Source organism: Herbaspirillum sp. VT-16-41, from assembly GCF_001994935.1.
Taxonomy (GTDB): domain Bacteria; phylum Pseudomonadota; class Gammaproteobacteria; order Burkholderiales; family Burkholderiaceae_D; genus Herbaspirillum; species Herbaspirillum frisingense.
Window position 1 is genome coordinate 145,540 of record NZ_MUXB01000108.1, and the last position, 22,146, is coordinate 167,685.

21 protein-coding genes are annotated in these 22,146 nt (G+C 64.8%); 17 read left to right on the top strand and 4 right to left on the bottom strand.

The window, feature by feature from the left end:
* Positions 1 to 21 precede the first annotated feature (21 nt).
* The 7 genes from cobO to BTM36_RS14410 are packed head-to-tail and all read left to right on the top strand — an operon-like array spanning position 22 to position 6,697.
* Complete coding sequence (gene cobO / locus BTM36_RS14380) at positions 22 to 624, top strand: cob(I)yrinic acid a,c-diamide adenosyltransferase (protein ID WP_077236828.1); 603 nt, start codon at positions 22 to 24, stop codon at positions 622 to 624.
* On the top strand, positions 624 to 1,958 hold the full coding sequence (locus BTM36_RS14385; RefSeq protein WP_077236829.1) for a cobyrinate a,c-diamide synthase: 1,335 nt from the start codon (positions 624 to 626) through the stop codon (positions 1,956 to 1,958). Before cobO ends, BTM36_RS14385 begins: the two co-directional genes overlap by 1 nt.
* Positions 1,955 to 2,653, top strand: a complete 699-nt coding sequence (gene bluB, locus BTM36_RS14390; protein WP_077236830.1) for a 5,6-dimethylbenzimidazole synthase — start codon at positions 1,955 to 1,957, stop codon at positions 2,651 to 2,653. Before BTM36_RS14385 ends, bluB begins: the two co-directional genes overlap by 4 nt.
* Positions 2,650 to 3,261, top strand: a complete 612-nt coding sequence (cobU, locus tag BTM36_RS14395; protein WP_077236831.1) for a bifunctional adenosylcobinamide kinase/adenosylcobinamide-phosphate guanylyltransferase — start codon at positions 2,650 to 2,652, stop codon at positions 3,259 to 3,261. The genes bluB and cobU overlap by 4 nt, the downstream gene beginning before the upstream one ends.
* Positions 3,255 to 4,202 carry an adenosylcobinamide-phosphate synthase CbiB gene (gene cbiB / locus BTM36_RS14400; protein WP_077236832.1) on the top strand — a complete coding sequence of 316 codons (948 nt, stop codon included), beginning with the start codon at positions 3,255 to 3,257 and terminating at the stop codon, positions 4,200 to 4,202. The genes cobU and cbiB overlap by 7 nt, the downstream gene beginning before the upstream one ends.
* A complete protein-coding gene (gene cobD, locus BTM36_RS14405) occupies positions 4,195 to 5,217 on the top strand; it encodes a threonine-phosphate decarboxylase CobD (protein ID WP_077236833.1) in 1,023 nt (340 codons plus the stop codon). The genes cbiB and cobD overlap by 8 nt, the downstream gene beginning before the upstream one ends.
* Entirely contained in the window at positions 5,210 to 6,697 is a 1,488-nt protein-coding gene (locus BTM36_RS14410; RefSeq protein WP_077236834.1) for a cobyric acid synthase, read from the top strand. Before cobD ends, BTM36_RS14410 begins: the two co-directional genes overlap by 8 nt.
* A 69-nt stretch (positions 6,698 to 6,766) precedes the next feature.
* Here BTM36_RS14410 and BTM36_RS14415 read toward each other — a convergent pair whose 3' ends face one another.
* Positions 6,767 to 6,964: a hypothetical protein gene (locus BTM36_RS14415; RefSeq protein WP_077236835.1), complete on the bottom strand. Its 198-nt coding sequence runs from the start codon at positions 6,962 to 6,964 to the stop codon at positions 6,767 to 6,769.
* A gap of 332 nt (positions 6,965 to 7,296) precedes the next feature.
* Between BTM36_RS14415 and BTM36_RS14420 the strand changes: the two genes are divergently transcribed.
* Both BTM36_RS14420 and BTM36_RS14425 read left to right on the top strand, forming a co-directional pair.
* Complete coding sequence (locus BTM36_RS14420; protein ID WP_077236878.1) at positions 7,297 to 7,845, top strand: PAAR domain-containing protein; 549 nt, start codon at positions 7,297 to 7,299, stop codon at positions 7,843 to 7,845.
* On the top strand, positions 7,842 to 8,477 hold the full coding sequence (locus BTM36_RS14425) for a type VI secretion system amidase effector protein Tae4 (RefSeq protein WP_077236836.1): 636 nt from the start codon (positions 7,842 to 7,844) through the stop codon (positions 8,475 to 8,477). Before BTM36_RS14420 ends, BTM36_RS14425 begins: the two co-directional genes overlap by 4 nt.
* 345 nt (positions 8,478 to 8,822) lie before the next feature.
* Here the strand turns inward: BTM36_RS14425 and BTM36_RS14435 are convergent, their stop codons facing one another.
* Both BTM36_RS14435 and BTM36_RS14440 read right to left on the bottom strand, forming a co-directional pair.
* Positions 8,823 to 9,809: a response regulator transcription factor gene (locus BTM36_RS14435; RefSeq protein ID WP_077236838.1), complete on the bottom strand. Its 987-nt coding sequence runs from the start codon at positions 9,807 to 9,809 to the stop codon at positions 8,823 to 8,825.
* Positions 9,787 to 13,230 carry an ATP-binding protein gene (locus BTM36_RS14440; protein WP_077236839.1) on the bottom strand — a complete coding sequence of 1,148 codons (3,444 nt, stop codon included), beginning with the start codon at positions 13,228 to 13,230 and terminating at the stop codon, positions 9,787 to 9,789. The genes BTM36_RS14435 and BTM36_RS14440 overlap by 23 nt, the downstream gene beginning before the upstream one ends.
* A 541-nt stretch (positions 13,231 to 13,771) precedes the next feature.
* Between BTM36_RS14440 and urtA the strand changes: the two genes are divergently transcribed.
* From urtA to BTM36_RS14480, 8 genes are all read left to right on the top strand, one after another.
* Complete coding sequence (urtA, locus tag BTM36_RS14445; RefSeq protein WP_077236840.1) at positions 13,772 to 15,028, top strand: urea ABC transporter substrate-binding protein; 1,257 nt, start codon at positions 13,772 to 13,774, stop codon at positions 15,026 to 15,028.
* A 313-nt stretch (positions 15,029 to 15,341) separates the two neighbouring features.
* Positions 15,342 to 16,259, top strand: coding sequence for an urea ABC transporter permease subunit UrtB (gene urtB, locus BTM36_RS14450; protein WP_077236841.1), 918 nt, complete (start codon positions 15,342 to 15,344; stop codon positions 16,257 to 16,259).
* Positions 16,260 to 16,302: 43 nt separating this feature from the next.
* Complete coding sequence (urtC, locus tag BTM36_RS14455) at positions 16,303 to 17,532, top strand: urea ABC transporter permease subunit UrtC (protein WP_139347161.1); 1,230 nt, start codon at positions 16,303 to 16,305, stop codon at positions 17,530 to 17,532.
* Entirely contained in the window at positions 17,529 to 18,296 is a 768-nt protein-coding gene (gene urtD / locus BTM36_RS14460; RefSeq protein ID WP_077236843.1) for an urea ABC transporter ATP-binding protein UrtD, read from the top strand. Before urtC ends, urtD begins: the two co-directional genes overlap by 4 nt.
* 25 nt (positions 18,297 to 18,321) lie before the next feature.
* Positions 18,322 to 19,011 carry an urea ABC transporter ATP-binding subunit UrtE gene (urtE, locus tag BTM36_RS14465; RefSeq protein ID WP_077236844.1) on the top strand — a complete coding sequence of 230 codons (690 nt, stop codon included), beginning with the start codon at positions 18,322 to 18,324 and terminating at the stop codon, positions 19,009 to 19,011.
* A 42-nt stretch (positions 19,012 to 19,053) separates the two neighbouring features.
* Positions 19,054 to 20,085, top strand: a complete 1,032-nt coding sequence (locus BTM36_RS14470; RefSeq protein ID WP_077236845.1) for an aliphatic amidase — start codon at positions 19,054 to 19,056, stop codon at positions 20,083 to 20,085.
* Positions 20,086 to 20,301: 216 nt separating this feature from the next.
* The gene (gene fmdA, locus BTM36_RS14475; RefSeq protein ID WP_006713014.1) at positions 20,302 to 21,480 is read left to right on the top strand and encodes a formamidase; all 1,179 of its coding nucleotides are present in this window, start codon (positions 20,302 to 20,304) and stop codon (positions 21,478 to 21,480) included.
* A gap of 97 nt (positions 21,481 to 21,577) precedes the next feature.
* On the top strand, positions 21,578 to 21,874 hold the full coding sequence (locus tag BTM36_RS14480) for an FmdB family zinc ribbon protein (protein ID WP_077236846.1): 297 nt from the start codon (positions 21,578 to 21,580) through the stop codon (positions 21,872 to 21,874).
* 29 nt (positions 21,875 to 21,903) lie between these two features.
* Here the strand turns inward: BTM36_RS14480 and BTM36_RS14485 are convergent, their stop codons facing one another.
* Positions 21,904 to 22,140: a hypothetical protein gene (locus BTM36_RS14485; protein WP_077236847.1), complete on the bottom strand. Its 237-nt coding sequence runs from the start codon at positions 22,138 to 22,140 to the stop codon at positions 21,904 to 21,906.
* Positions 22,141 to 22,146 lie beyond the last annotated feature (6 nt).

Here is a 22,146-nt window from a genome sequence, read left to right on the forward strand (position 1 = left end):
ATCTTTGGAAAGAACCCGACCGTGAAAACCGATCCCGACTCCCACAAGCGCATGACCCAGCGCCACAAGGAAGGCTTTGAAAAGAAGAAGGCTGCCGCCCAGCTGGAAAAGGGGCTGCTGATCGTCAACACCGGCACCGGCAAGGGCAAGTCCAGCGCCGCCTTCGGCATGGGCATGCGCATCCTCGGCCATGGCATGAAACTGGGCGTGGTGCAGTTCATCAAGGGCGCGCTCTACAGCGCCGAACGCGACTTCCTGGGCAGCCATGCCAATTGCGACTTCCACGTCGTCGGCGCGGGCTATACCTGGGATACCCAGGACCGCGAAGCCGACATGCGCACCGCAGCGCGCGGCTGGGCCGAGGCGGTGCGCATGATCAACGACCCCAGCTATGACATGGTGATCCTGGACGAACTCAACATCGTCCTGAAATACCAGTACCTCGATCTGGAAGAAGTGCTGCGCGTCTTTGCCGGCCGTCGCGAGATGCTGCACATCGTCGTCACCGGCCGTCACGCGCCCGAGGCGCTGATCGAACAGGCCGATCTGGTCAGCGAGATGCGCCCCGTGAAGCACCCCTACAAGGAGCAGGGCGTGAAGGCGCAGAAAGGCGTGGAATTCTGATGTCCGAACTTCAACACAGCTGCCCGGCCCTGTTCATCTCGGCCCCGGCCTCCGGCCACGGCAAGACCACCATCACGGCCGCGCTGGCGCGTCTCTATCGCAGCCAGGGCAGGCGCGTGCGGGTCTTCAAGACCGGCCCCGACTTCCTCGATCCCATGGTGCTGGAGCAGGCCAGCGGCCAGCCGGTGGTCAACCTCGACCTGTGGCTGGGCGGCGAAGACCACTGCCGGCGCCAGGTGGCGCTGGCCGCGGCCGAGGCCGACGTGCTGCTGGTGGAGGGCGTCATGGGCCTCTACGATGGCGAACCCAGCAGTGCCGACCTGGCCCAGTTGCTGGGCATCCCGGTGGTGGCGGTGATCAATGCGCGTGGCATGGGCCAGACCATCGGCGCGCTGGCGCAGGGCCTGCTGGCCTACCGGCCCGAACTGAAGTTTGCCGGCGTGCTGGCCAATGGCGTGGCCAGCCCACGTCATGCGCAGATGCTGCGCCAGGGCCTGCGCAACGCCCGGCCGTCGGTGCCGCTGCTGACCGGCCTGCAGCGCGACATGCAGTTCGCCCTCCCCGAGCGCCACCTCGGCCTGGTGGCCGCACCCGAGATCGCCGACCTCGATGCGCGCCTGGACGCGGTGGCCGAGCGCATGTCCAGCACTTCCCTGGCCACGCTGCCGGACCCGGTGGACTTCGGCACACCACCGCCGGAGCGCGACTTCCCGCGCCTGCTGGCAGGCAAGACCATCGCCGTGGCGCGCGACCTGGCGTTTTCCTTCATCTACACCGCCAACCTGGAATTGCTGCAGCAGATGGGCGCCAGCCTGGCCTTCTTCTCGCCGCTGGCCGATGATCCCTTGCCGCCCTGCGATGCGGTGTGGCTGCCGGGTGGCTATCCCGAGCTCTACCTCGCCACACTGCAGGCCGCGCAGGTCACCCAGTCCGGCCTGCGCGCGCATGCGGCCGCCGGCAAGCCGCTCTACGCCGAGTGCGGCGGCATGCTGTTCCTGCTGGAGGGCATCGTCGGCCAGGACGGCAGCAGCGGCCAGATGTGCGGGGTGCTGCCCGGCCAGGCCACGGTGCAGCCACGCCTGCAGGGGCTGGGTTACCAGACCCTGAAGTTGAACCTGCCGGGCGCCGTGGGCGAGCATCTGCGCTGCCACACCTTCCACTATTCGCGGGCGGTGGTGGGCGCGCAATTCATGGCGCGGGGCGAGCGCCTGTTCGATTCTTCCGAGGGCGAGGTGGTCTATCGCCAGCAACAGGTCACCGCCAGCTACCTGCACGCCTATTTCCGTTCCGCCCCGCGCACCGTGGCGGCCTTGCTGGGAGGCGCGGTCGCATGAAGCCGACGGCCTCGCCTCAATCGGTCTCACCCCAGCCGGCCCATCGCTATCCGCAGGAGCAGATCGAGGCCCTCTATCGCGTCATCCGCGAGCGGCGCGACATGCGCCACTTCCTGTCCGACCCGGTCGAGCCGGCCCTGCTGGAACGCCTGCTGCAGGCCGCGCACCAAGCGCCCAGCGTGGGTTTCATGCAGCCCTGGCGCTTCATCCGCATCGCTGATCGCGACCTGCGCCAGGCCATCCACGCACTGGTCGAGCAGGAACGCGTGGTCACCGCGCAGGCACTGGGCCAGCGCGAGGACGAGTTCATGCGCCTGAAGGTGGAAGGCATCCTGGAGTGCGGCGAAGTGCTAGTCGCCGCCCTGATGGACCACCGCGAAGCCCACGTCTTCGGCCGCCGCACGCTGCCCCAGATGGACCTGGCCTCGCTCTCCTGCGCGCTGCAGAACATGTGGCTGGCCGCTCGTGCCGAAGGGCTGGGCATGGGCTGGGTGTCGCTGTTCGATCCGCTGGCCCTGGCGCAGTTGCTGCAGATGCCGACCGGCGCCGAGCCGATGGCGGTGCTGTGCCTGGGCCACGTCCCCGCCTTCTACGAACGGCCCATGCTGGAACAGGAGCAATGGGCCACACGCCAGTCACTGGCCGATCTGGTCTACCAGGACCGTTGGCCCGCCCAGGGAGAACCACAAGCATGAAGCCCGCTTCCCGCCCGCCGCAACGCACCCTGGTGTTCGGCGGCGCCCGCTCCGGCAAGAGCGCACATGCCGAGAAACTGGCACTGGCCGCCTGGCAGGGCGGCGCCAGCGAGATCGTCTATCTAGCCACCGCCAGCCGCCGCGCCAGCAGTGACGACGCAGAGATGCAGGCCCGCATCGACCACCACCAGCAACGCCGACTGGCCTTGGGTGGCCCATGGCGCACGGCGGAAGAACCGCTGGCCCTGGGCCAGGCCCTGCGCGAGCACAGCCGCCCCGATCGCGTGGTGCTGGTCGATTGCCTGACCGTGTGGCTGGCCAACCTGCTGTTTGCCGACGGCATTGAATTTCCTGAACGGGGGCCGATCGACCCGCCAGCGGCATTCACGCTGCAGCGGGTGGATTTCCTGCGCGCCTTGCAGGAGGTCGCGGGGCCGGTGATCATCGTCTCCAATGAAGTGGGCATGGGCATCATCCCGCAGGGCGCCATCTCGCGCTGGTTCGTGGACGAGGCCGGCCGCCTGAACCAGTCCGTGGCCGCCCTCTGCGAACGGGTGCAATGGGTCGCCGCCGGGCTGCCCCTGAGCCTGAAGGACAGCCCATGCTGAGCGGCCTGTCCTGGCCCTGGCTGGCCGTGCTGATGGCGCTCGGCGTGGCGCTGGACCTGGCCCTGGGCGAGGCGCGGCGCTGGCATCCGCTGGTCGGTTTCGGCAACCTGGCCAAAGCCATCGAGCGCACCCTCAACCAGCGCCCGGCACTGCGCCTGCGCGGCGTGCTGGCCTGGAGCCTGGCGGTGCTGCCACCGGTGCTGGTGGCCGCGTGGCTGCTGGCGGCCGCGCCCTGGTGGCTGGCCGCCTTGCTGCATGCGGCGCTGCTGTATTTCTGCATCGGCCTGCGCAGCCTGCGCGAACATACCCTGCCCATCGCTCAGGCGCTGGCCACCGGCGACCTGCCGCAGGCACGCCGCCTGACCTCCTGCATCGTCAGCCGTGACACGCGCCATTCCAGTGAGCAGGAACTGGCCAAGGCTGGCGTCGAATCGCTGCTGGAGAATGGCAACGACGCCGTCTTCGGTACGCTGTTCTGGTTCCTGGTGGCCGGTGGCCCCGGCGCCTTGCTGTTCCGCCTGGCCAATACCCTGGATGCGATGTGGGGCTACCGCACGGCGCGCTTCCTGCACTTCGGCTGGGCTGCAGCACGCATCGATGATGCCTTGAACTGGCTGCCGGCACGCCTGACCGCCTTGTCCTACGCCTGGCTGGGCCAGCGGCGCCAGGCCATGGCCTGCTGGAAGGAACAGGCCCCGGCCTGGAGCAGCCCCAATGCCGGACCGGTGATGGCCGCAGGCGCCGGCGCACTGGGCCTGGCTCTGGGCGGACCGGCGATCTATGACGGCGAACTGGAACAGCGCCCGCCACTGGGGCGCGGTCCCCTGCCGCAAGGGCCGGACATCGTGCGTGCCTGGCGACTGGTGGCCATGAGCACGGCCCTATGGCTGGCCGTCATCAGCGCCGTGGCGCTGCTCTGCCTGGGAGGCCTGCATGCTTGAACACGGCGGCAACCTCAACGACGCGGCGCGCCACTACGGCCGCCCCCGCAGCCATTGGCTGGACCTGTCCACCGGCATCAATCCGAGGCCCTATCCGGCGCCTGCCATCGCCGCCGACGCCTGGCACCGCCTGCCCGAAGTCTCGCAGGCGCTGGAGCAGGCCGCCTGCGCCTACTACGGTGCGCCCCGCATGCTGGCCGTGGCCGGCACCCAGGCCGCCATCCAGGCACTGCCGCAACTGCGGCTGCGGCAGGACGGACGCCCGGCCCAGGTGGTGGTGGCCGCGCCCATCTACGCCGAACATGCGCACTGCTGGCAGCGCGCCGGCCATGCGGTGCGAGAGATTCCGTACGCCGCACTGGACGAGGCAGTGCAGGGCACTGCCTGCGACGTACTGGTGCTCTGCAATCCCAACAATCCCACCGGTACGCGGGTGGCTCCGGCCCAGCTCCTGCAATGGGCCGCGCACCTGGCCGCACGCGGCGGTTGGCTGGTGGTGGATGAAGCCTTCGGCGATACGTTGCCCGGGCAGAGCGTGGCCGCCCACACGGCGGCCCACACGGCCACCTCCGGCCTGATCGTATTGCGCTCGGTGGGCAAGTTCTTCGGCCTGGCCGGCTTGCGGCTGGGCTTCGTTGCTGCCGCACCGGCGCTGCTGGATGCGCTGGCCGACTGGCTGGGACCCTGGACCATCAGCGGACCGGCCCAGCAGATCGGTTGTGCCGCCCTTGGCGACCGCCAATGGCAGCAGGCCACCCTGCAGCAACTGCTGGCCGCCGGCGAGCGCCTGCAGACCCTGCTGGCCGCCCACGGCATCGCCTCCCATGGCACTGCGCTGTTCCAGTGGTGGCCGGAACCGGAGGCCGTGGCGTTTCACCAAGCCATGGCGCAAGAGGGCATCTGGGTGCGCCTCTTCACCCGTGGTGCCGGTGGCATCCGCCTTGGCCTGCCGCCTGACGAAGCCGGTTGGGAGCGGCTGCAACAAGCCCTGCATAGATGGAGCCGACGTGGCTGATTTCCCCTTCCACACCCTGATGATCCAGGGCACCACCTCGGACGCCGGCAAGAGCACTCTGGCGGCCGCCCTGTGCCGGCTCCTGAAGAAGGACGGCATCGCCGTGGCCCCGTTCAAGCCGCAGAACATGGCCCTGAACAGCGCCGTCACCGCCGACGGTGGCGAGATCGGCCGCGCCCAGGCCCTGCAGGCCCAGGCCGCCGGCATCGCCCCGCATACCGACATGAACCCGGTCCTGCTCAAGCCCTCCAGCGACACCGGCGCCCAGGTCATCGTGCACGGCAAGGTGCGCGCCGACATGAACGCCCGCGACTACCACCGCTACAAGACCGAGGCCATGCAGGCCGTGCTGCAATCCTATGCCCGCCTGCGCGCGCAATATGCCTGCGTCATCGTCGAAGGCGCCGGCAGCCCGGCCGAGATCAACCTGCGCGCCCGCGACATCGCCAACATGGGCTTTGCCGAAGCGGTCGATTGCCCGGTCATCATCGTGGCCGACATCGACCGTGGCGGTGTCTTCGCACACCTGACCGGCACCCTCGATTGCCTCTCCGAGAGCGAGCGCGAGCGCGTGGTCGGCTTCGTCATCAACCGTTTCCGGGGCGACATCAGCCTCTTGCAAGGCGGGCTCGACTGGCTGGAGCAACGTACCGGCAAGCCGGTCCTGGCGGTGCTGCCCTACCTGCACGGCCTGCAGCTGGACGCCGAAGATGCGGTCGCCGCCACGCAGGAGCACAAGGGGGATTTCCGCGTGGTGGTACCGGTCTTCCCGCGCATCAGCAACCACACCGACTTCGACGCGTTGCGCGCCCATCCCGACCTCGACCTGCGCTTCATCGGCCCCGGCCAGCCGATTCCCCCGGCCGACCTCATCATCCTGCCCGGCAGCAAGAACACCCGGGGCGACCTGCAATGGTTGCGCCAGCATGGCTGGACCGAAGCCATCAGCCGCCACCTGCGCTATGGCGGCAAGCTCATCGGCATCTGCGGCGGTTTCCAGATGATGGGTGAGCGCATCGACGACCCCCACGGCGTGGAAGGCGCGCCCGGTAGCAGCGCCGGCCTGGGCCTGCTCGCCATGCACACCGAACTGACGCAGGAAAAGCGCCTGCTGCAGGTCAGCGGCCACTGTAACTTCGATAACTTCGGCAACCTCGGCCAGGACACCGCCAGCGTGCGCGGCTACGAGATCCACATGGGCGTCTCACACGGTGCCGCGCTGGAGCGACCGGCCTTTGTCATCGAAGGGCGGGGCGAGGGCGCGCAATCGGCCGATGGCCAATTGCTGGGCAGTTACCTGCACGGCATGTTCGACCATCCGCAGGCACTGGCCGCCTTGCTGGCGTGGGCCGGCCTCAAGGGCGCCGCCGCGCTGGACCTGGACGCCCTGCGCGAAGCCAGTCTGGAGCGCCTGGCCGAGGCCACCCGGCCTCTCTACGACGCCTTGCGCGGACTCTCCACGCGCTTTGGCCGCGACTGAACCATGAAAAGAAAATCCCGGCCTTGCGGGCCGGGATGCTGGTGGTGGGGGAGGTTGGCGGAACCTGCTTCAGGCCAGGGCTTCCTTGGCGGCTTCTTCCGGGGGCAGGCCGTCGTAGAACAGATCGGTGAACCACTCCACCTGTTCTTCGATGTGCTCCTGCGCCTGGTCCAGCGTGGCGCCGCCCTTGACCAGGAATTGCTCGACTTCGGTACACCATTGGATCAGGGCTTCGGTTTCCGGGTCCAGTTTCTCTTTCTTGGGCATGATGACTCCTTGCTTCGGTGATGATGGGCGTAAGTGCCCTGTGCAAGGATAGGGCAAAGCGCCCGCTCATGTGAAATTTTCTTCAGGCGCCCGCCGATCCCATCTCGTATTTCACCTGGAAAAGTCCCCCTCTTTTACGAGCAATCGATCTGATTGTTTCGGTGTTTTCAAGCTATTTCTCCTTTGTTTTCCGGGTTGCCGGAGCGGCATGCAAAATGCGCGGTTTTCGGCCATGGCACTCGTTTCATGGATCCCTACCGCACAATCAAACAACCGGAGAGCAGCATGGAGCGACAGAACAATGGACCCACTTTATGTGCGCGAGGTGGCGCATGAAAATCATAGGGTGGGTAAGGGAGGGCGACGCGACGGCCTGCGGTGGCCATATCGCGGAAGGTGATCAACGGGTCAAGAGCAGAGGACGCGCCTATGCCTTCCAGGGGGCGCGCATTGCCTGTGAGAAGGGGTGTGTCATCGCTGAAGGATATGGGCGCGCCAGACTGACGAACGGGCAATCAAGGGTTCTTCACGGCATGCGCAGTACGAATGGCTGCCCATGCTATTCCACCTTGAACGAGGTGGATGGCGTGTCCGATGCCGGTTCTTCGCCCGTATCGGAGCGATATCTCCCCGACGAGCAGGGCCGATCGATTTCAGGCGATCAACAGCTTGTGGCAGAGCAGTTTGACGAACGCTTCAGGTTGCAGGCTTCCGGAGTGGAAGGGGTGCCGTATTACGCCGCTCTTCCAGGCGGACGAAGCATTTCCGGCCGCTTTGGGGCTGATGGACTGATGCCCAGGATCGCGACTTTGCGTGCCGACAATCTGGTGATCTATTGGGGAGATGATGCCCTGGTCATGATGGAAGGAGCGGGCCAGTGAGAGGGCAGAAGCGGGTTCAGCAAGCACGTATCCGAACCAACTCGGTCAAGGATTCACTATGCAGTGTTGAAGTGCCGGCCGTACGTTTCGCGGATTTGTGGGGCAACTATGTGAGCGGCAATCCGTACCAGCCAGATGGGTCGGAAAGCGAGGAATACGGCAACCAGTGCGCGATTCGCATCAGCGCCACCTTGCATAAGGTGGGCATAGAAATGCGGTCGTTCTCCCAGAAATCCGTCAAGCCCATGGCAGGGCGAAAGACCCTCGGGCGCATACTGCTGGATGGAAAGCCCGCCGCGACCCGAGCGCAGGAATTGGCCGAATGGCTCAAGCTGCAGCCATTCTGCGGCTTACCGCCGGAGCCGGAAAATATCACAGGACAGGACTGGGAAGCGAAAATCAAGGGCAGAACCGGCATCATCATGTTCCATGCCTATTGGTACCGTTCCGGTGAAACAGTACCCAGCGGCGGCCACATCGATCTATGGAACGGCTCCCGGCTGACCTATAACGGCATCACTGGCACGGTCGAAACCTTTGCGCGATTCCGTCTGGGGATACATCGGCCTTGGCTGCCACTCTATTCCGACCTGCGTAGTGCCCAACTGATTCTGTTTTTTTTCATTCCATGATGCTTGCTAATGTCCGAGGATTTCTCCTCGGCACCGGGGTAGGCCTGGTCATTGACCTGATCCCGCATGCCCTCGAATCCGTCTTGCCTATCACCCTGTGCCGTGAGTCCTGTGGCAATACGCTCAGGGTGATCTCGCTATGGATCTATGGCCTGGTCCCGCTCTGTTGCGGTCTCATCGTTGCGCGGGCCTCGGTGCAACGCCAATATGACCGCCTGATGAAGTGCGGTATTCCCGCCTGTATGCTCGCCGTCGCAGCGTTGACACTGGTGCTGTACCTGCGACAGCTAAGATGATCCAATCAGCGTCAGTCCTGATAAACCAGTTGCCGACTGGGTGAATCCTCTATTGCAGCAACTGCCCGCCACTCCCCGCCGCCACGCTACTGGCCAGCACCGCCGCCGCCGAGCGCGTTTCCACGCCCAGTTTCACGAAGATGTGTTCCAGGTGCTTGTTCACCGTGCGCGGGCTCATGCCGAGGATGTCGGCGATGTCGCGGTTGGTCTTGCCCTTGCCCAGCCACAGCAGGACGTCGCTCTCGCGCGGGGTGAGCCGGCAGGCTTCCAGGGAGGCGGGTAGCACCGGGCCGTCTTCCGGCCGTGCCAGCGCGGCGGCGGCGCCGGTCTTTTCTTCCAGCAGCAGGCTGGCGCCATGCCCCTGGCCGGGGCCGCACAGGGTGATGTGCAGTTCGCCCTGGTCCAGGCGCACCACCAGCGGCGGCAACTGGTCCAGGTTCTCGCCCTGGCGCTGGCGCACCAGTTGTTCGTTCAGCCAGACCTGCAGTGCCGCCGGTAACCGCTGGCTACCCGGTGCGGGGGCGCCGAAATACTTCTCCAGCCACTGCGAGGCCTTGCTGGTCTGCCAGGTCGGCAAGCCGTTGCCGCCCAGGACGATCACCGCATGCGCGGCCTGTTCCAGGACCCCGCGTGCCTGCGACATCATGCGCCCGGTGCGGATGTGGGCGCCGATGCGGGCCACCACTTCTTGCGGGCGGATCGGCTTGGTCACGTAGTCGATGCCGCCGACCTCGAAGCCGCGCACCACATGTTCGGTCTCCGACAGGCCGGTCATGAAGACCACCGGCACGTGGCTCACCTGCCGCAGTTGCTTGATGCGGCGGCAGGTCTCGAAGCCGTCGATGCCGGGCATCATGGCGTCCAGCAGGATCAGGTCGGGCGTGATGTGATCCAGTCGCTGCAGCGCCGAGAGACCATCGGTGGCGACCAGCACGATGTGGCCGCTTTCGTCGAGGGCGTCGGACAACATGGCCAGGTTGTCGGGCATGTCATCGACGATCAGTACGACTTGCCTATCGAACGTCGTTGAGATCATGGCGGATCAGCTCCTTGATGCGGGTGACATATTCGTTGAGTCGGAACTGCCTGACCAGTTGCCGCAGCTCCGTGGTGAAAGGAAGGTAGGCCGGGTTCTGGCGGTCCATGGCGTCCAGCTGGCGCAGGATTTCCTTGGCGTAGCCGATGCTGCCCAGTTGCAGCAGGGCGGCCAGCCTGTCCTGGCTCGGCACCAGCATCAGCGGCTTGGCTGTGGTAGCTGTGGTGGGTGGAGTGGTGGCGGAGGCGGTGCCGGGCGCCACCCAGTCCAGTTGCAGGTGTTGCCGGATCTTGCCCAGCAGCTCGTTGTACGAGACCGGCTTGACCAGGAAATCGTTGACCAGTGGCGCGCCGTTGCGTTCGTGCAGGTTCTCGAAGGCATTGGCCGAGACCAGCAGGATGGGCAACTGCGTCAGGCCCCGCGCGCGGATGGCGCGGGCCACGCTCCAGCCATCCATCTGCGGCATGGCGATGTCGAGCAGGATCAGGTCCGGCACCTCGTGCGCCAGTCTTTCCATGCAGGCCAGGCCGCTGTCGGCCTCGCTGACCGCAAATCCCAGCGGGGCCAGCATGTCCTTCAACAGGCGTCGTTGCGAGGCCTGGTCGTCCACCACCAGGATATGGCGCGAGGGGCCGGCATAACCGGACATCTGGTCTTCCAGCTGCAGGCGGGGGCGCGGCACATGCACCTCCGGCAGGTAGAGCTTGAGCTGGAAGCTGCTGCCGCTGCCGACCGTGCTCTGCACGCTCAGTTCGCCCCCCATGATGTGCACCAGCATGCGGCTGATGGCCAGGCCGAGCCCGGTGCCGATGTCTTCGCGCAGGCTGGCCGCGTTGCTGCGTTCGAAGGGCAGGAAGATGCGCTCCAGGTCGTCGTCGGCGATGCCGATGCCGGTATCGACCACCTCGAACCAGGCAATCTCGCGGGCATAGCGTACCTTCAGGGTGACCCCGCCACGGTCGGTGAACTTGACGGCATTGCCCAGCAGGTTGATGAGGATCTGCCGCAGCCGCTTCTGGTCGGCATGCACGATGTGCGGCAGGCGGCCGGTCTTTTCGAAGCGGAACTGCAGGCCCTTCTGTTCGGCCTGCGGCGCGAACATGCCCACGATCTGTTCCAGGAAGGCTTCCAGCGCCAGTTCGTCGGAGGCCAGGCGCATCTTGCCGGCCTCGATCTTGGCGATGTCGAGCAGGCCATCGATCAGGCTCAGCAGGTGTTCGCCACTGCGGCGGATGATGGCGATGGCTTCCTTGCGGGCCGGCGGAATGGTGGCGTCCACGTGCAGGATCTGGGCATAGCCGAGGATGCTGTTCAAGGGCGTGCGCAGCTCGTGGCTCATGCCGGCCACGAAGCGGCTCTTGGCCAGGTTGGCCGATTCGGCGGCTTCCTTGGCGCGCTGCAGTTCGGCGTCGGTCTGCTTGTGGGCTTCGATTTCCTGCAGCAGGAGGTTGGTCTGGCGCTCTGATTCTTCCTGCGCGACGGCGCGGCTTTCATTGGTCAGCACCAGCCACCACGCGCCCACGCCGACCACCACCAGCAACAGGCAGAACAGTTTGATGAAGACGCCGCGCAGCGAGTCGGGCGCGGCCAGCGTCAGGCCGGAGAGGTCGGCCATCTGCTGGAAGTACAGCATCCACAGCACGATGGCCAGGCCACCGGCCAAGAGACCGAAGACGCTCAGGTAATGGCCGATGCGGGTATTGAGCTTGAGCGCGAAGCGCGCCGGGATCAGCTGGCGCAGGGTATGCAGGATCTGGTTGGGCAGCCGCGCGCGCGGGGTCTTGCAGCGGTCCTTGCAACGCGCATCGAGCGAGCAGCACAGGGAACAGATGGCGCCCTGGTAGGCCGGGCAGTGCGCCATGTCCGGGGTTTCGAAGGCATTGCCGCAGATGACGCAGTCCAGTACCGAGGGGCTGTGGCCGGGCGTGTAGGGGCGATAGCTCTGTTCGGACAAGGTATCGCGGCGGGCGATGTAGTAGCGGCTGCCGGTGGCCACCGCGATCAAGGGTGCGCTCACCAGGGCCGTCCCCAGCGCGATGAAGGGGGAGAGTGCCGCCACCGTCTTGCCCAGCACCCCGGACATGGCCAGCGTGGAGAGCAGGGTGGCGATCACCATCGAGCCCACGCCGACCGGGTTGACGTCGTACAGGTGGGCGCGCTTGAACTCGATATGCGCCGGGCTCAAGCGCAGCGGCTTGTTGATCACCAGGTCGGCCACCACCGCGCCGATCCAGGAGATGGCCACCAGGCTGTAGAGCGCCAGCACGTGTTCCAGCGCATTGAACACGCCCAGTTCCATCAGCAGCACCGCGATCAGGACATTGAACACCAGCCACACCACGCGGCCCGGGTGGCTGTGGGTCAGGCGGGCGAAGAAATTGGACCAGGCCAGCGAACCGGCATAGGCATTGGTGACATTGATCTTGATCTGCGACACCACCACGAACAGCACCACCGCCCCCAGCGCCAGGGCCGGATTGCCGAACACGTACTGGTAACCGATCAGGTACATCTGGGTCGGTTCCACGGCGCGCGCCATCGGCACCTCGTGCTGGATGGCGAGGAAGGCCAGCAGCGCGCCACCCAGCATCTTGGCGCCGCCCAGCAGAATCCAGCCGGGGCCGGCCAGCAGCAGGGCGCTCCACCAGCGGCCGCGATTGGCGGCGGTCTTTTTCGGCAGGAAACGCAGGAAGTCGACCTGCTCGCCGATCTGGGCGATCAGCGAAAAGGCCACCGTCGCCGCCGCGCCGAACAGCAGCAGGTTGAAGGAGCTACCTTCCTCGGCGCGACCGGCAAAGCTCATCAGGTTGCGCAGGGCGTCGGGTTCCTTGTACAGCACGCACAGGTAGGGCAGCACCAGCAGCACCAGCCACAGTGGCTGGGTCCACATCTGCAGGCGGTTGATGAGGGTGATGCCGTAGGCCACCATGGGGATGATGATCAGCGAACAGAGCACATAGCCATACACCAGCGGCAGGCCGAAATAGATCTCGATGGCCTGGGCCATGATGGCCGCCTCCAGCGCGAAGAAGATGAAGGTGAAGCTGGCATAGATCAGCGAGGTGATGGTCGAGCCGATGTAGCCGAAGCCGGCGCCGCGCGTGAGCAGGTCCATGTCCACCCCGTAGCGCGCCGCGTAGTAGCTGATCGGCAGACCGGTCAGGAAGAACAGCACCACCACGCAGACGATGGCCCAGAAGGCATTGGTAAAGCCGTAGCTGAGGGTGATGGCGCCGCTGATGGCTTCCAGCGCCAAAAAGGAGGTCGCGCCCAGGGCCGTGTTGGCCAGGCGGAATTCGGACCAGCGGCGAAACGACAGCGGCGTATAGCGCAGTGCGTAATCTTCCAGGGTCTCGTTGGCGACCCAGGTGTTGTAGTCGCGGCGAACCTTGACGATGCGTTGTGTGGCGGGATGGGTCACGTTGGCTCGGGGGGAAGTCAGGTCATCTCGTCAGGTCCTGGGCTGCCGGACCGCTCGCGTTCAGGCGCAAGCAATTTTCAAACCATTTGGACGGTGAGGGCATACGTCAAATGACGTATGTGCGCTGCCGCATTCCACGGGAATTCACCAAAACACAGCAGACCCGCAGCAGGTATTGCCACCCCGGCAAGAGCATCGCCAAGCTCCCCGCCATTTGCCTGCACCAACAACAGGCAGCGGGCGGGCAAAAGCTGTGCAGGCAGGCGGCCGGCCGCGGCCGGGAGCTTACGTCAAACAACGTATTGTTGCGCTGCACCGCCGATCCTATTCTGCCTCCCAGAACGAAGGGCAGGGCCAGCGCAGCTAAAGGCGGGCTTGAAGGAATATTCATATCTGTCAGGAGACTTTTTCCTGAATGCCACGCCAGTGGCGGGCCTTTCCCTCGTTTGTTCACTTTTCCGTTTTTTACCGGCTTTTTTTTCTGCACGACGCCACGTTTGCCCGGCCGGCATCCAACAACAACGATCGAAAGGAGTACCGCATGTCGCATTCCTCGTCTTCCAATCCGCCCTCGCTGCCGCGCCGCAAGGTCCTCATGGGCCTGGCCGCCGGTGCTGCCGCCGCCGCCCTGCCGGGCATGGCTTCGGCCCAGCAGTATCCGACCGCTAAGGTCAATACCACCAAGCTGGCCATCACCGATACCGAGGTCACCGTGGGCCAGCTGCACTCGGCCACCGGCACCATGGCCATCAGCGAGACCGGGTCGATCCAGGCCGAGCGCCTGGCCATCGACCAGATCAATGCCATGGGCGGCATCCTCGGTCGCAAGATCAAGATCATCCAGGAAGACGGCGCCAGCGACTGGCCGACCTTCGCCGAAAAGGCCAAGAAGCTGCTGGAGAACGACCGCGTGGCGGCCGTCTTCGGCTGCTGGACCTCGGCCTCGCGCAAGGCGGTGCTGCCGGTGTTCGAGAAGGACAACGGCCTGCTCTACTACCCGACCTTCTACGAAGGCCTGGAGCAGTCCAAGAACGTCTTCTATACCGGGCAGGAGGCGACGCAACAGGTGCTGGCGGGCCTGAACTGGGTGGCCAAGGAAAAGAAGGCCAAGACCTTCTTCCTGGTCGGCTCGGACTACATCTGGCCGCGCACGTCCAACAAGATCGCCCGCAAGCACATCGAGAACGTGCTCAAGGGCTCGGTGGTGGGCGAGGAATACTATCCGCTGGGCAATACCCAGTTCGGCTCGCTGATCAACAAGATCAAGCTGAAGAAACCCGACGTCATCTTCGCCGACGTGGTGGGCGGCTCCAACGTGGCCTTCTACAAGCAGTTGAAGGCGGCCGGCGTCACCGCCAAGACCCAGAACCTGCTGACCATCTCGGTCACCGAAGATGAAATGCTGGGCATCGGTGGCGAGAACGTGGAGGGCTTCTTCGCTTCCATGAAGTATTTCCAGAGCCTGGACAACGCCAACAACAAGAAATTCGTGGCCGAGTTCAAGGCCAAGTTCGGTGCCAATTCGGTCATCGGCGACGTCACCCAGGCCGCCTACCTCGGCCCCTGGTTGTGGAAGGCGGCGGTGGAGAAGGCCGGCAGCTTCGACGTCGACAAGGTGGTGGCAGCCTCGCCCGGCATCGAACTCAAGACCGCGCCGGAAGGCTACGTCAAGGTCCACGAGAACCACCACCTGTGGAGCAAGACCCGCATCGGCGAAGCGCAGAAGGATGGCCAGTTCAAGGTGGTGTATGAGTCCGACCTGATCGAGCCCAATCCCTTCCCCAAGGGTTACCAGTAAGACCTTGCAGTAATTGCCTTGATACATCGCATCCCCGTTCGTCCTGAGTAGGCCCGCAGGGTCGTATCGAAGGAGCGCTCTGTTCTTTCGCCTTCGATACGCGGCTTGCGCCGCTACTCAGTCCGAACGGTGGGAGTGTGATTGCGCGATGCAAAGCGGGCTTTGAAGCGGGTTTTTGAAGCGTGCTTCGGAGCGTGCTTCTTCCTTCAGTGCAGCAAAGCGGCGGCGTCTGTAGTGACATGCGGGCGTCGTCGCCCCTTACCGATCAATTCGGTCAATTCGGTCAATTCATCCTTGCCCATCGGGAGTCAACATGGTTTCTCTATCCGAATTCGGCGCCATCTTCGCCATGCAGGGCTTCAATGGCCTCTCGGTGTTCTGCGTCCTGTTGCTGATGGCGCTGGGCCTGGCCATCATCTTCGGGCAGATGGGCGTGATCAACATGGCCCACGGTGAATTCCTCACCATCGGCGCCTACATCACCTATCTGCTGTCGCATCTCACCACCACCTATGCGCCAGCCTTGCAGCCGATCTACTTCTTCGTGGCCATCGTGCTGTCCTTCGTGGTGGCCTATGGCGTGGGCTACCTGACCGAACTGCTGCTGATCAGCCGCCTCTACAAGCGCCCGCTCGATACGCTGCTGGCCACATGGGGCCTGTCGCTGGCGATGCAGCAGACCTTCCGTTCCATCTTCGGCGCCAAGGAAGTCAGCGCCACCCTGCCGGACTGGCTGATGGGGTCCTTCAAGCCGACCGATGCCATCGACATTCCCATCAATGGCCTGTTCATGATGGGCATTACGGTGCTGCTGACCGGGGCCATCTTCGTGCTGCTGTTCCGCTCGCGCTGGGGCCTGCAGGTGCGCGCCACGATGCAGAACCGGGTCATGAGCGGGGCGGTCGGCATCAATACCCGCAAGGTCGATCGCACCACCTTTGCGCTCGGTTGCGGGGTGGCCGGCGTGGCCGGGGCGGCCTTCACCACCATCGGTTCCACCGGTCCCACCAGCGGTTCGCTGTACATCGTCGATACCTTCCTGGTGGTGGTCTTCGGCGGCGCGCAAAGCCTGATCGGCACCATCGCCTCGGCCTTCTCGATTGCCCAGACACAGTCCACGGCGGAGTTCTTCCTGACCGGTTCCATGGCCAAGGTGCTCACGCTCTCGGCGGTGATCCTGATCCTGATGCTGCGTCCGCAGGGCCTGTTCTCGGCCAAGGTGCGCAAGTGATGGCCGGCTTTTCTTTCTCCAACAATCCGTGCGAGGTCCGATGATGCATGCAGCCTATGAAAAATTGTTGGGCGGGCGCTCCGGGGCGGTGGGCCTGCTGGTGATGGCGGTGCTGTTGCTGGTGGTGTTTCCGCTGACGCTGGACATGTTCCGCCTCAATCTTGTGGGCAAGTACCTGTCCTATGCCTTCGTGGCGGTGGGCCTGGTGCTGTGCTGGGGCTATGGCGGCATCTTGAGCCTCGGCCAGGGGGTGTTCTTCGGCCTGGGCGGCTATTGCATGGCCATGTTCCTGAAACTCGAAGCCTCCGACCCCATCAGCACCAAGATCCAGTCCACGCCGGGCATTCCCGACTTCATGGACTGGAACCAGATCACCGCCTTGCCGGCCATGTGGGAGCCCTTCCACAGCTTTACCTTCACCGTGCTGGCGGTGCTGCTGGTGCCGACCATCCTGGCCATGCTGATCGGCCTGGCCATGTTCAAGCGCCGGGTGGGGGATGTGTATTTTTCCATCGTCACGCAGGCCATCGCCGCCATCCTCTCCATCCTGATCATCGGCCAGCAGGGTCTGACCGGCGGCGTCAACGGCATCACCGACCTGAAGACCCTGATGGGCTGGGACATCCGTACCGACCATGCCAAGCTGGTGCTGTACTTCGTCAATGCCGCCTTGCTGTTCGGCTGCATCCTGTTCGGGCGCTATGTGCTGGGCTCCAAGCTGGGGCGCCTGCTGGTGGCCATGCGTGACAAGGAGGAGCGGGTGCGCTTCTCGGGCTATGACGTGGCCAGCTTCAAGGTCTTCGTGTTCTGCGCGGCGGCCATGTTCTCGGCCATCGGCGGGGCCATGTTCACGCTGCAGGTGGGCTTCATGTCGCCCTCCTTCGTGGGCATCGTGCCGTCCATCGAGATGGTGATCTATGCCGCTGTCGGTGGTCGCATGTCGCTGTTGGGCGCGGTGTACGGCACGCTGCTGGTGAACTTCGGCAAGACCTATTTTTCCGAGACCTTCCCCGAGCTGTGGCTGTTCCTGATGGGCGGCCTCTTCATCGCGGTGGTGATGTACTTCCCCAATGGTTTGGCCGGTCTCTGGCAGACCCAGGGCAAGCGGCTGATGGCGCGGCTGCGTGGCGAGCCCAAGCCGGCGGCGGTGGCACCAACGGTCGCCTCCGCTGCGGCCCCGACTGTCACGAATGTCGCGACGGCCCGTCCGTCCACCCCCGAACCCAAGCGCGACGGCATCGAGCCCGGCGCCACTCTGGAGGCCAGCAAATGAGCGAGAACCCCATCGGTTTCGAATCGGATGCCCATCCGGTCCTGGCCATCGAAGACCTGACCGTGTCCTTCGACGGTTTCAAGGCGGTGGACGGCCTCAATCTCTACGTGCAACGCAACGAGGTGCGCGTGGTGATCGGCCCCAACGGTGCCGGCAAGACCACCGTGCTGGACCTGATCTGCGGCAAGACCCGCGCCACCTCCGGCAGCATCAAGTTCAACAGCCATGAGCTGACGAAGATGAGCGAGCACGCCATCGTGCGGGCGGGGGTGGGGCGCAAGTTCCAGACGCCGTCCATCTACGAGAACCTGTCCGTCTTCGAGAACCTGGAAATGTCCTTCCCGCGTGGTCGCAAGGTGTTCGGCGCGTTGACCTTCCAGCGCTCGCCGGACGTGGTGGCGCGGGTGGAGTCGGTGGCCGCCGAGATCTTCCTCGACCAGCAGCTGCACACCCAGGCCGACCTGCTCTCGCACGGGCAGAAGCAGTGGCTGGAGATCGGCATGCTGCTGATGCAGGAGCCCGAACTGCTGATGCTGGACGAGCCGGTGGCCGGCATGAGCGTGTCCGAGCGCGAAAAGACCGCCGAACTGCTGGGCCGCATCAGCCAGGGCCGTTCGGTGGTGGTGATCGAGCACGACATGGATTTCGTCAAGAGCATCGCCCACAAGGTCACCGTGCTGCACCAGGGCAAGATCCTGGCCGAGGGCAGCATGGAGAAGGTGCAGTCCGATCCCAAGGTGATCGATGTCTATCTCGGTCACTGAACGCCTACCCAACCCGGAGCCTGCCATGTTCAAAGTCTCGCAACTCGCCTCCGGCTACGGCCAGAGCAAGGTCATCCACGACGTCAACCTGTCGGTGGCCAAGGAAGAAATCGTCGCCGTCATGGGCCGCAACGGCATGGGCAAGACCACGCTGTTCAAGACCCTGATGGGCATCCTGCCGCTGCGCGGCGGCAGCATCAGCATCGACGGCGTCGAACTGGGCGCCCTGGAAAGCCACCAGCGCGTGGAGCGCGGCGTGGCCTACGTGCCGCAGGGGCGGATGATCTTTTCGCACATGACGGTGCTGGAAAACATCCAGACCGGCCTGCCGGCTTCGGCCCGGGGCAAGGTGCCGGACGAGCTGTATTCGCTCTTCCCGGTGCTCTACGACATGCGCACCCGCAAGGGCGGCAACCTCTCCGGCGGCCAGCAGCAGCAACTGGCGATTGCGCGGGCGTTGGCCACCAACCCCCGGGTGCTGTTGCTGGATGAGCCCACCGAGGGCATCCAGCCTTCCATCATCAAGGACATCGCCAGGAGCCTGAAGGAAATCCGCAAGATCCGCGCGCTCACCATCGTGGTCTCGGAGCAGGTGCTGAGCTTCACGCTGGAGATTGCCGACCGTTTCCTGGTGATCGACAAGGGACGCTTCGTCTACGAGGACACGCGCGCCAACGTCGATGCGCCGACCATCAGCAAGTACCTGTCGGTCTGATCGTCAATCTGAATTAACCCGTTTTGCAGAAGGAGCCAGTCCATGAGACACGGAGACATTTCAAGCAGCAAGGATGCCGTCGGCGTGGCGGTGGTCAACTACAAGATGCCGCGCCTGCATACGCGCGGCGAGGTGCTGGAAAACGCCAGGAAGATCGCCGCCATGCTGGTGGGCATGAAGCAGGGCCTGCCGGGGCTGGACCTGGTGGTGTTCCCGGAGTATTCCACCCACGGCATCATGTATGACCGCGACGAGATGTTCGAGACGGCCGCCACCATCCCCGGCGAGGAGACCGCCATCTTCTCGGAGGCCTGCCGCATCGCCGGTGTGTGGGGCGTGTTTTCGCTGACCGGCGAACGTCATGAAGAGCATCCGCGCAAGGTGCCGTACAACACGCTCATCCTCATCAACGACCAGGGCGAGATCGTACAGAAGTACCGCAAGATCATGCCCTGGACGCCCATCGAGGGCTGGTATCCGGGCGACACCACCTATGTCTGCGACGGCCCCAAGGGCTTGAAGGTGAGCCTGATCATCTGCGACGACGGCAACTATCCCGAAATCTGGCGCGACTGTGCCATGAAGGGCGCGGAGCTGGTGGTGCGCTGCCAGGGCTACATGTACCCGGCCAAGGAACAGCAGATCATGGTCTCCAAGGCCATGGCCTGGATGAACAACCTCTATGTGGCGGTGGCCAATGCGGCCGGCTTCGACGGCGTCTATTCCTACTTCGGCCACTCGGCCATCGTCGGCTTCGATGGCCGCACCCTGGGCGAATGCGGCACGGAGGAAATGGGCATCCAGTATGCCGAGCTGTCCATCGGCGCCATCCGCGATGCGCGCCGCAACTGGCAATCGCAGAACCACCTCTACAAGCTGCTGCACCGGGGCTATACGGGCAAGATCAATTCGGGCGAATCGCCGGCCGGCGTGGCCGAGTGTCCCTTCGATTTCTACCGCACCTGGGTCAACGATCCGCAGGCCGCCCGCGCCCAGGTCGAGGCGCTTACCCGCAACAGCGCCGGCACGCCTGAATGTCCGATGCCGGGGATTCCGACCGAACCAGCAGCTTGACAAGTCATTCGGGTTGGCAAGCTGATGTCCGTTCGGACTGAGTAGACCCAAAGGGTCGTATCGAAGCCTGTCCTGAGCTTGCCGAAGGGATGCAAATGCCGCTTGCCAACCGCTGGCGCGCCTTCGATACGCCGCGTTGCGGCTACTCAGGACGAACGGCCGTAGCACTGCAGACTGGCAACAAGTCACGAACCTATCCACCACCAAGGAGATCGCATGCAACACTTCAAGATCAAGCCCGGCGTCCCGCTGGCAGAGCAGCCTGAACTGGGCCACAACCGCTGGCACCCGGACCTGCCGTTCCTGGCCTCGGTCAAGCCCGGTGAATCCATCCTGATCGAGTCGCTGGACTTCCTGGATGCCCAGATCAAGGACACCGATGACGTCTCCGACGTCAAGAATGTCGACCTGACCCGCGCCCACCCGCTGACCGGTCCCTTCCACGTCGAAGGCGCCGAACCGGGTGACCTGCTGGTGATCGACCTGCTGGACATCAAGCCGGTGACCCCGGTCGGTTTTTCGGGCGTGTTCTCCAAGGAAAACGGCGGCGGCTTCCTGGCCGATTACTTCCCCGAGGCCGACAAGGCCATCTGGGACCTGAAGGGCCTGTACGCCACTTCGCGCCATATCCCGGGCGTGCGCATCGCCGGCCTGACCCACCCGGGCCTGATGGGTTGTCTGCCTTCGCATGAGCTGCTGGCCGAATGGAACCGCCGCGAGGCGCCGCTGGCCGCCAAGGGTCTGGCCAAGCCGCCCGATCCGAGCACCGCCGTGCTGCGCGGTCTGACCGGCGCCAAGTTCGACGAGATGGCCAAGGTCGCCGCGCGCACCGTGCCGCCGCGCGAGCATGGCGGCAATACCGATATCAAGGACCTGTCGGCCGGTACGCGCATCTTCTTCCCGGTGTATGTGAAGGGGGCCGGTTTCTCGATGGGTGACCTGCACTTTTCGCAGGGCGATGGCGAGATCGGCTTCTGTGGTGCCATCGAGATGGATGGCGTGAGCCACGTCGGCTTCGACCTCATCAAGGGTGGCATGGCGAAGTACAACATCACGTCGCCCATCTTCATGCCCAGCATCGTCAAGCCGCATTACGAGCAGTGGCTGACCTTCGAGGGCATCAGCGTGGAAAACGGCGTGAACTACTACCTCGACGCCACCGTGGCCTATCGCCAGGCCTGCCTCAAGGCCATCGACTACCTGACCCACTTCGGCTACACCGGCAGCCAGGCCTACATGCTGCTCACGGCCGCGCCGGTGGAAGGGCGCATCGGCGGCATCGTCGATATTCCCAACTGCGCCTGCACGGTGGCCTTGCCGACCTCGATCTTCGATCAGGACATCACGCCCAAGGGCATGTTGAACGACAAGTCCTACTGGGGGCGCAAGGGCTGAAGGCTGAGCTTGTTTGTTGTGCGTAGTGTGTAGTGTGTTCCCGGCCGGCGGTCTTTCCGGTCGGGTCTTTTCGGGTCGGGATTTTTCAGGAGGGGACATGCCCTTGTACGACATTCGTTGCAGCCATTGCGACGGCATCTTCGAACGACTGATTCCCCTGCAGGCCTTGCATGGCGACACCAGCTGTCCCTATTGCAAGCGGCCGACGGCGGCCGCGCCCATGCTCACCGGTGGCCATGTGGGGCTGCAGGTCAGGTATCGCTGGCAACCGCGCAACGGCGCCGAACAACTGGCCGGTCAGGGGGCCACCGGCCCCGGTACCCATGCCGGGGCGGGGCGCAGCAGCGTGCTGCACAACTGCAAGGGGCATAGCTGCAGCATCTGTGCGACCTGATGTCGCTGCAGGCAGCGGCCCGAAGCGGGTCAGCCCAGCCAATGCGCCATCAGGATCAGCAGCGCTACCGTGGCAAGAAAGCCCAGCAGGGCGACCAGGTCGACGTCCTGCACCTGGTGGCGCCAGTGTTCGCCGCGCAGCGGCGTCAGGCGCGGGTAGCGGCCCAGCGTGACCAGCTTGAGCAGGCCGCAGCCGATGGCGTAGAAGACGGCATTGAAGGCCAGATGGCGTAGCAGGCCCAGCACCAGGCCGATGAAGGTCTCCATGGTGAC

Bases quoted from the DNA above. Each gene is read 5' to 3' on its own strand.
- BTM36_RS14480 (WP_077236846.1), top strand. From the start codon at position 21,578: ATGCCCTTGTACGACATTCGTTGCAGCCATTGCGACGGCATCTTCGAA.
- urtE (WP_077236844.1), top strand. From the start codon at position 18,322: ATGTTCAAAGTCTCGCAACTCGCCTCCGGCTACGGCCAGAGCAAGGTC.
- BTM36_RS14470 (WP_077236845.1), top strand. From the start codon at position 19,054: ATGAGACACGGAGACATTTCAAGCAGCAAGGATGCCGTCGGCGTGGCG.
- cbiB (WP_077236832.1), top strand. From the start codon at position 3,255: ATGCTGAGCGGCCTGTCCTGGCCCTGGCTGGCCGTGCTGATGGCGCTC.
- urtD (WP_077236843.1), top strand. From the start codon at position 17,529: ATGAGCGAGAACCCCATCGGTTTCGAATCGGATGCCCATCCGGTCCTG.
- bluB (WP_077236830.1), top strand. From the start codon at position 1,955: ATGAAGCCGACGGCCTCGCCTCAATCGGTCTCACCCCAGCCGGCCCAT.
- urtA (WP_077236840.1), top strand. From the start codon at position 13,772: ATGTCGCATTCCTCGTCTTCCAATCCGCCCTCGCTGCCGCGCCGCAAG.
- BTM36_RS14420 (WP_077236878.1), top strand. From the start codon at position 7,297: ATGAAAATCATAGGGTGGGTAAGGGAGGGCGACGCGACGGCCTGCGGT.
- BTM36_RS14415 (WP_077236835.1), bottom strand. From the start codon at position 6,964: ATGCCCAAGAAAGAGAAACTGGACCCGGAAACCGAAGCCCTGATCCAA.
- urtC (WP_139347161.1), top strand. From the start codon at position 16,303: ATGCATGCAGCCTATGAAAAATTGTTGGGCGGGCGCTCCGGGGCGGTG.
- cobD (WP_077236833.1), top strand. From the start codon at position 4,195: ATGCTTGAACACGGCGGCAACCTCAACGACGCGGCGCGCCACTACGGC.
- BTM36_RS14485 (WP_077236847.1), bottom strand. From the start codon at position 22,140: ATGGAGACCTTCATCGGCCTGGTGCTGGGCCTGCTACGCCATCTGGCC.
- urtB (WP_077236841.1), top strand. From the start codon at position 15,342: ATGGTTTCTCTATCCGAATTCGGCGCCATCTTCGCCATGCAGGGCTTC.
- BTM36_RS14385 (WP_077236829.1), top strand. From the start codon at position 624: ATGTCCGAACTTCAACACAGCTGCCCGGCCCTGTTCATCTCGGCCCCG.
- BTM36_RS14435 (WP_077236838.1), bottom strand. From the start codon at position 9,809: ATGATCTCAACGACGTTCGATAGGCAAGTCGTACTGATCGTCGATGAC.
- fmdA (WP_006713014.1), top strand. From the start codon at position 20,302: ATGCAACACTTCAAGATCAAGCCCGGCGTCCCGCTGGCAGAGCAGCCT.
- cobU (WP_077236831.1), top strand. From the start codon at position 2,650: ATGAAGCCCGCTTCCCGCCCGCCGCAACGCACCCTGGTGTTCGGCGGC.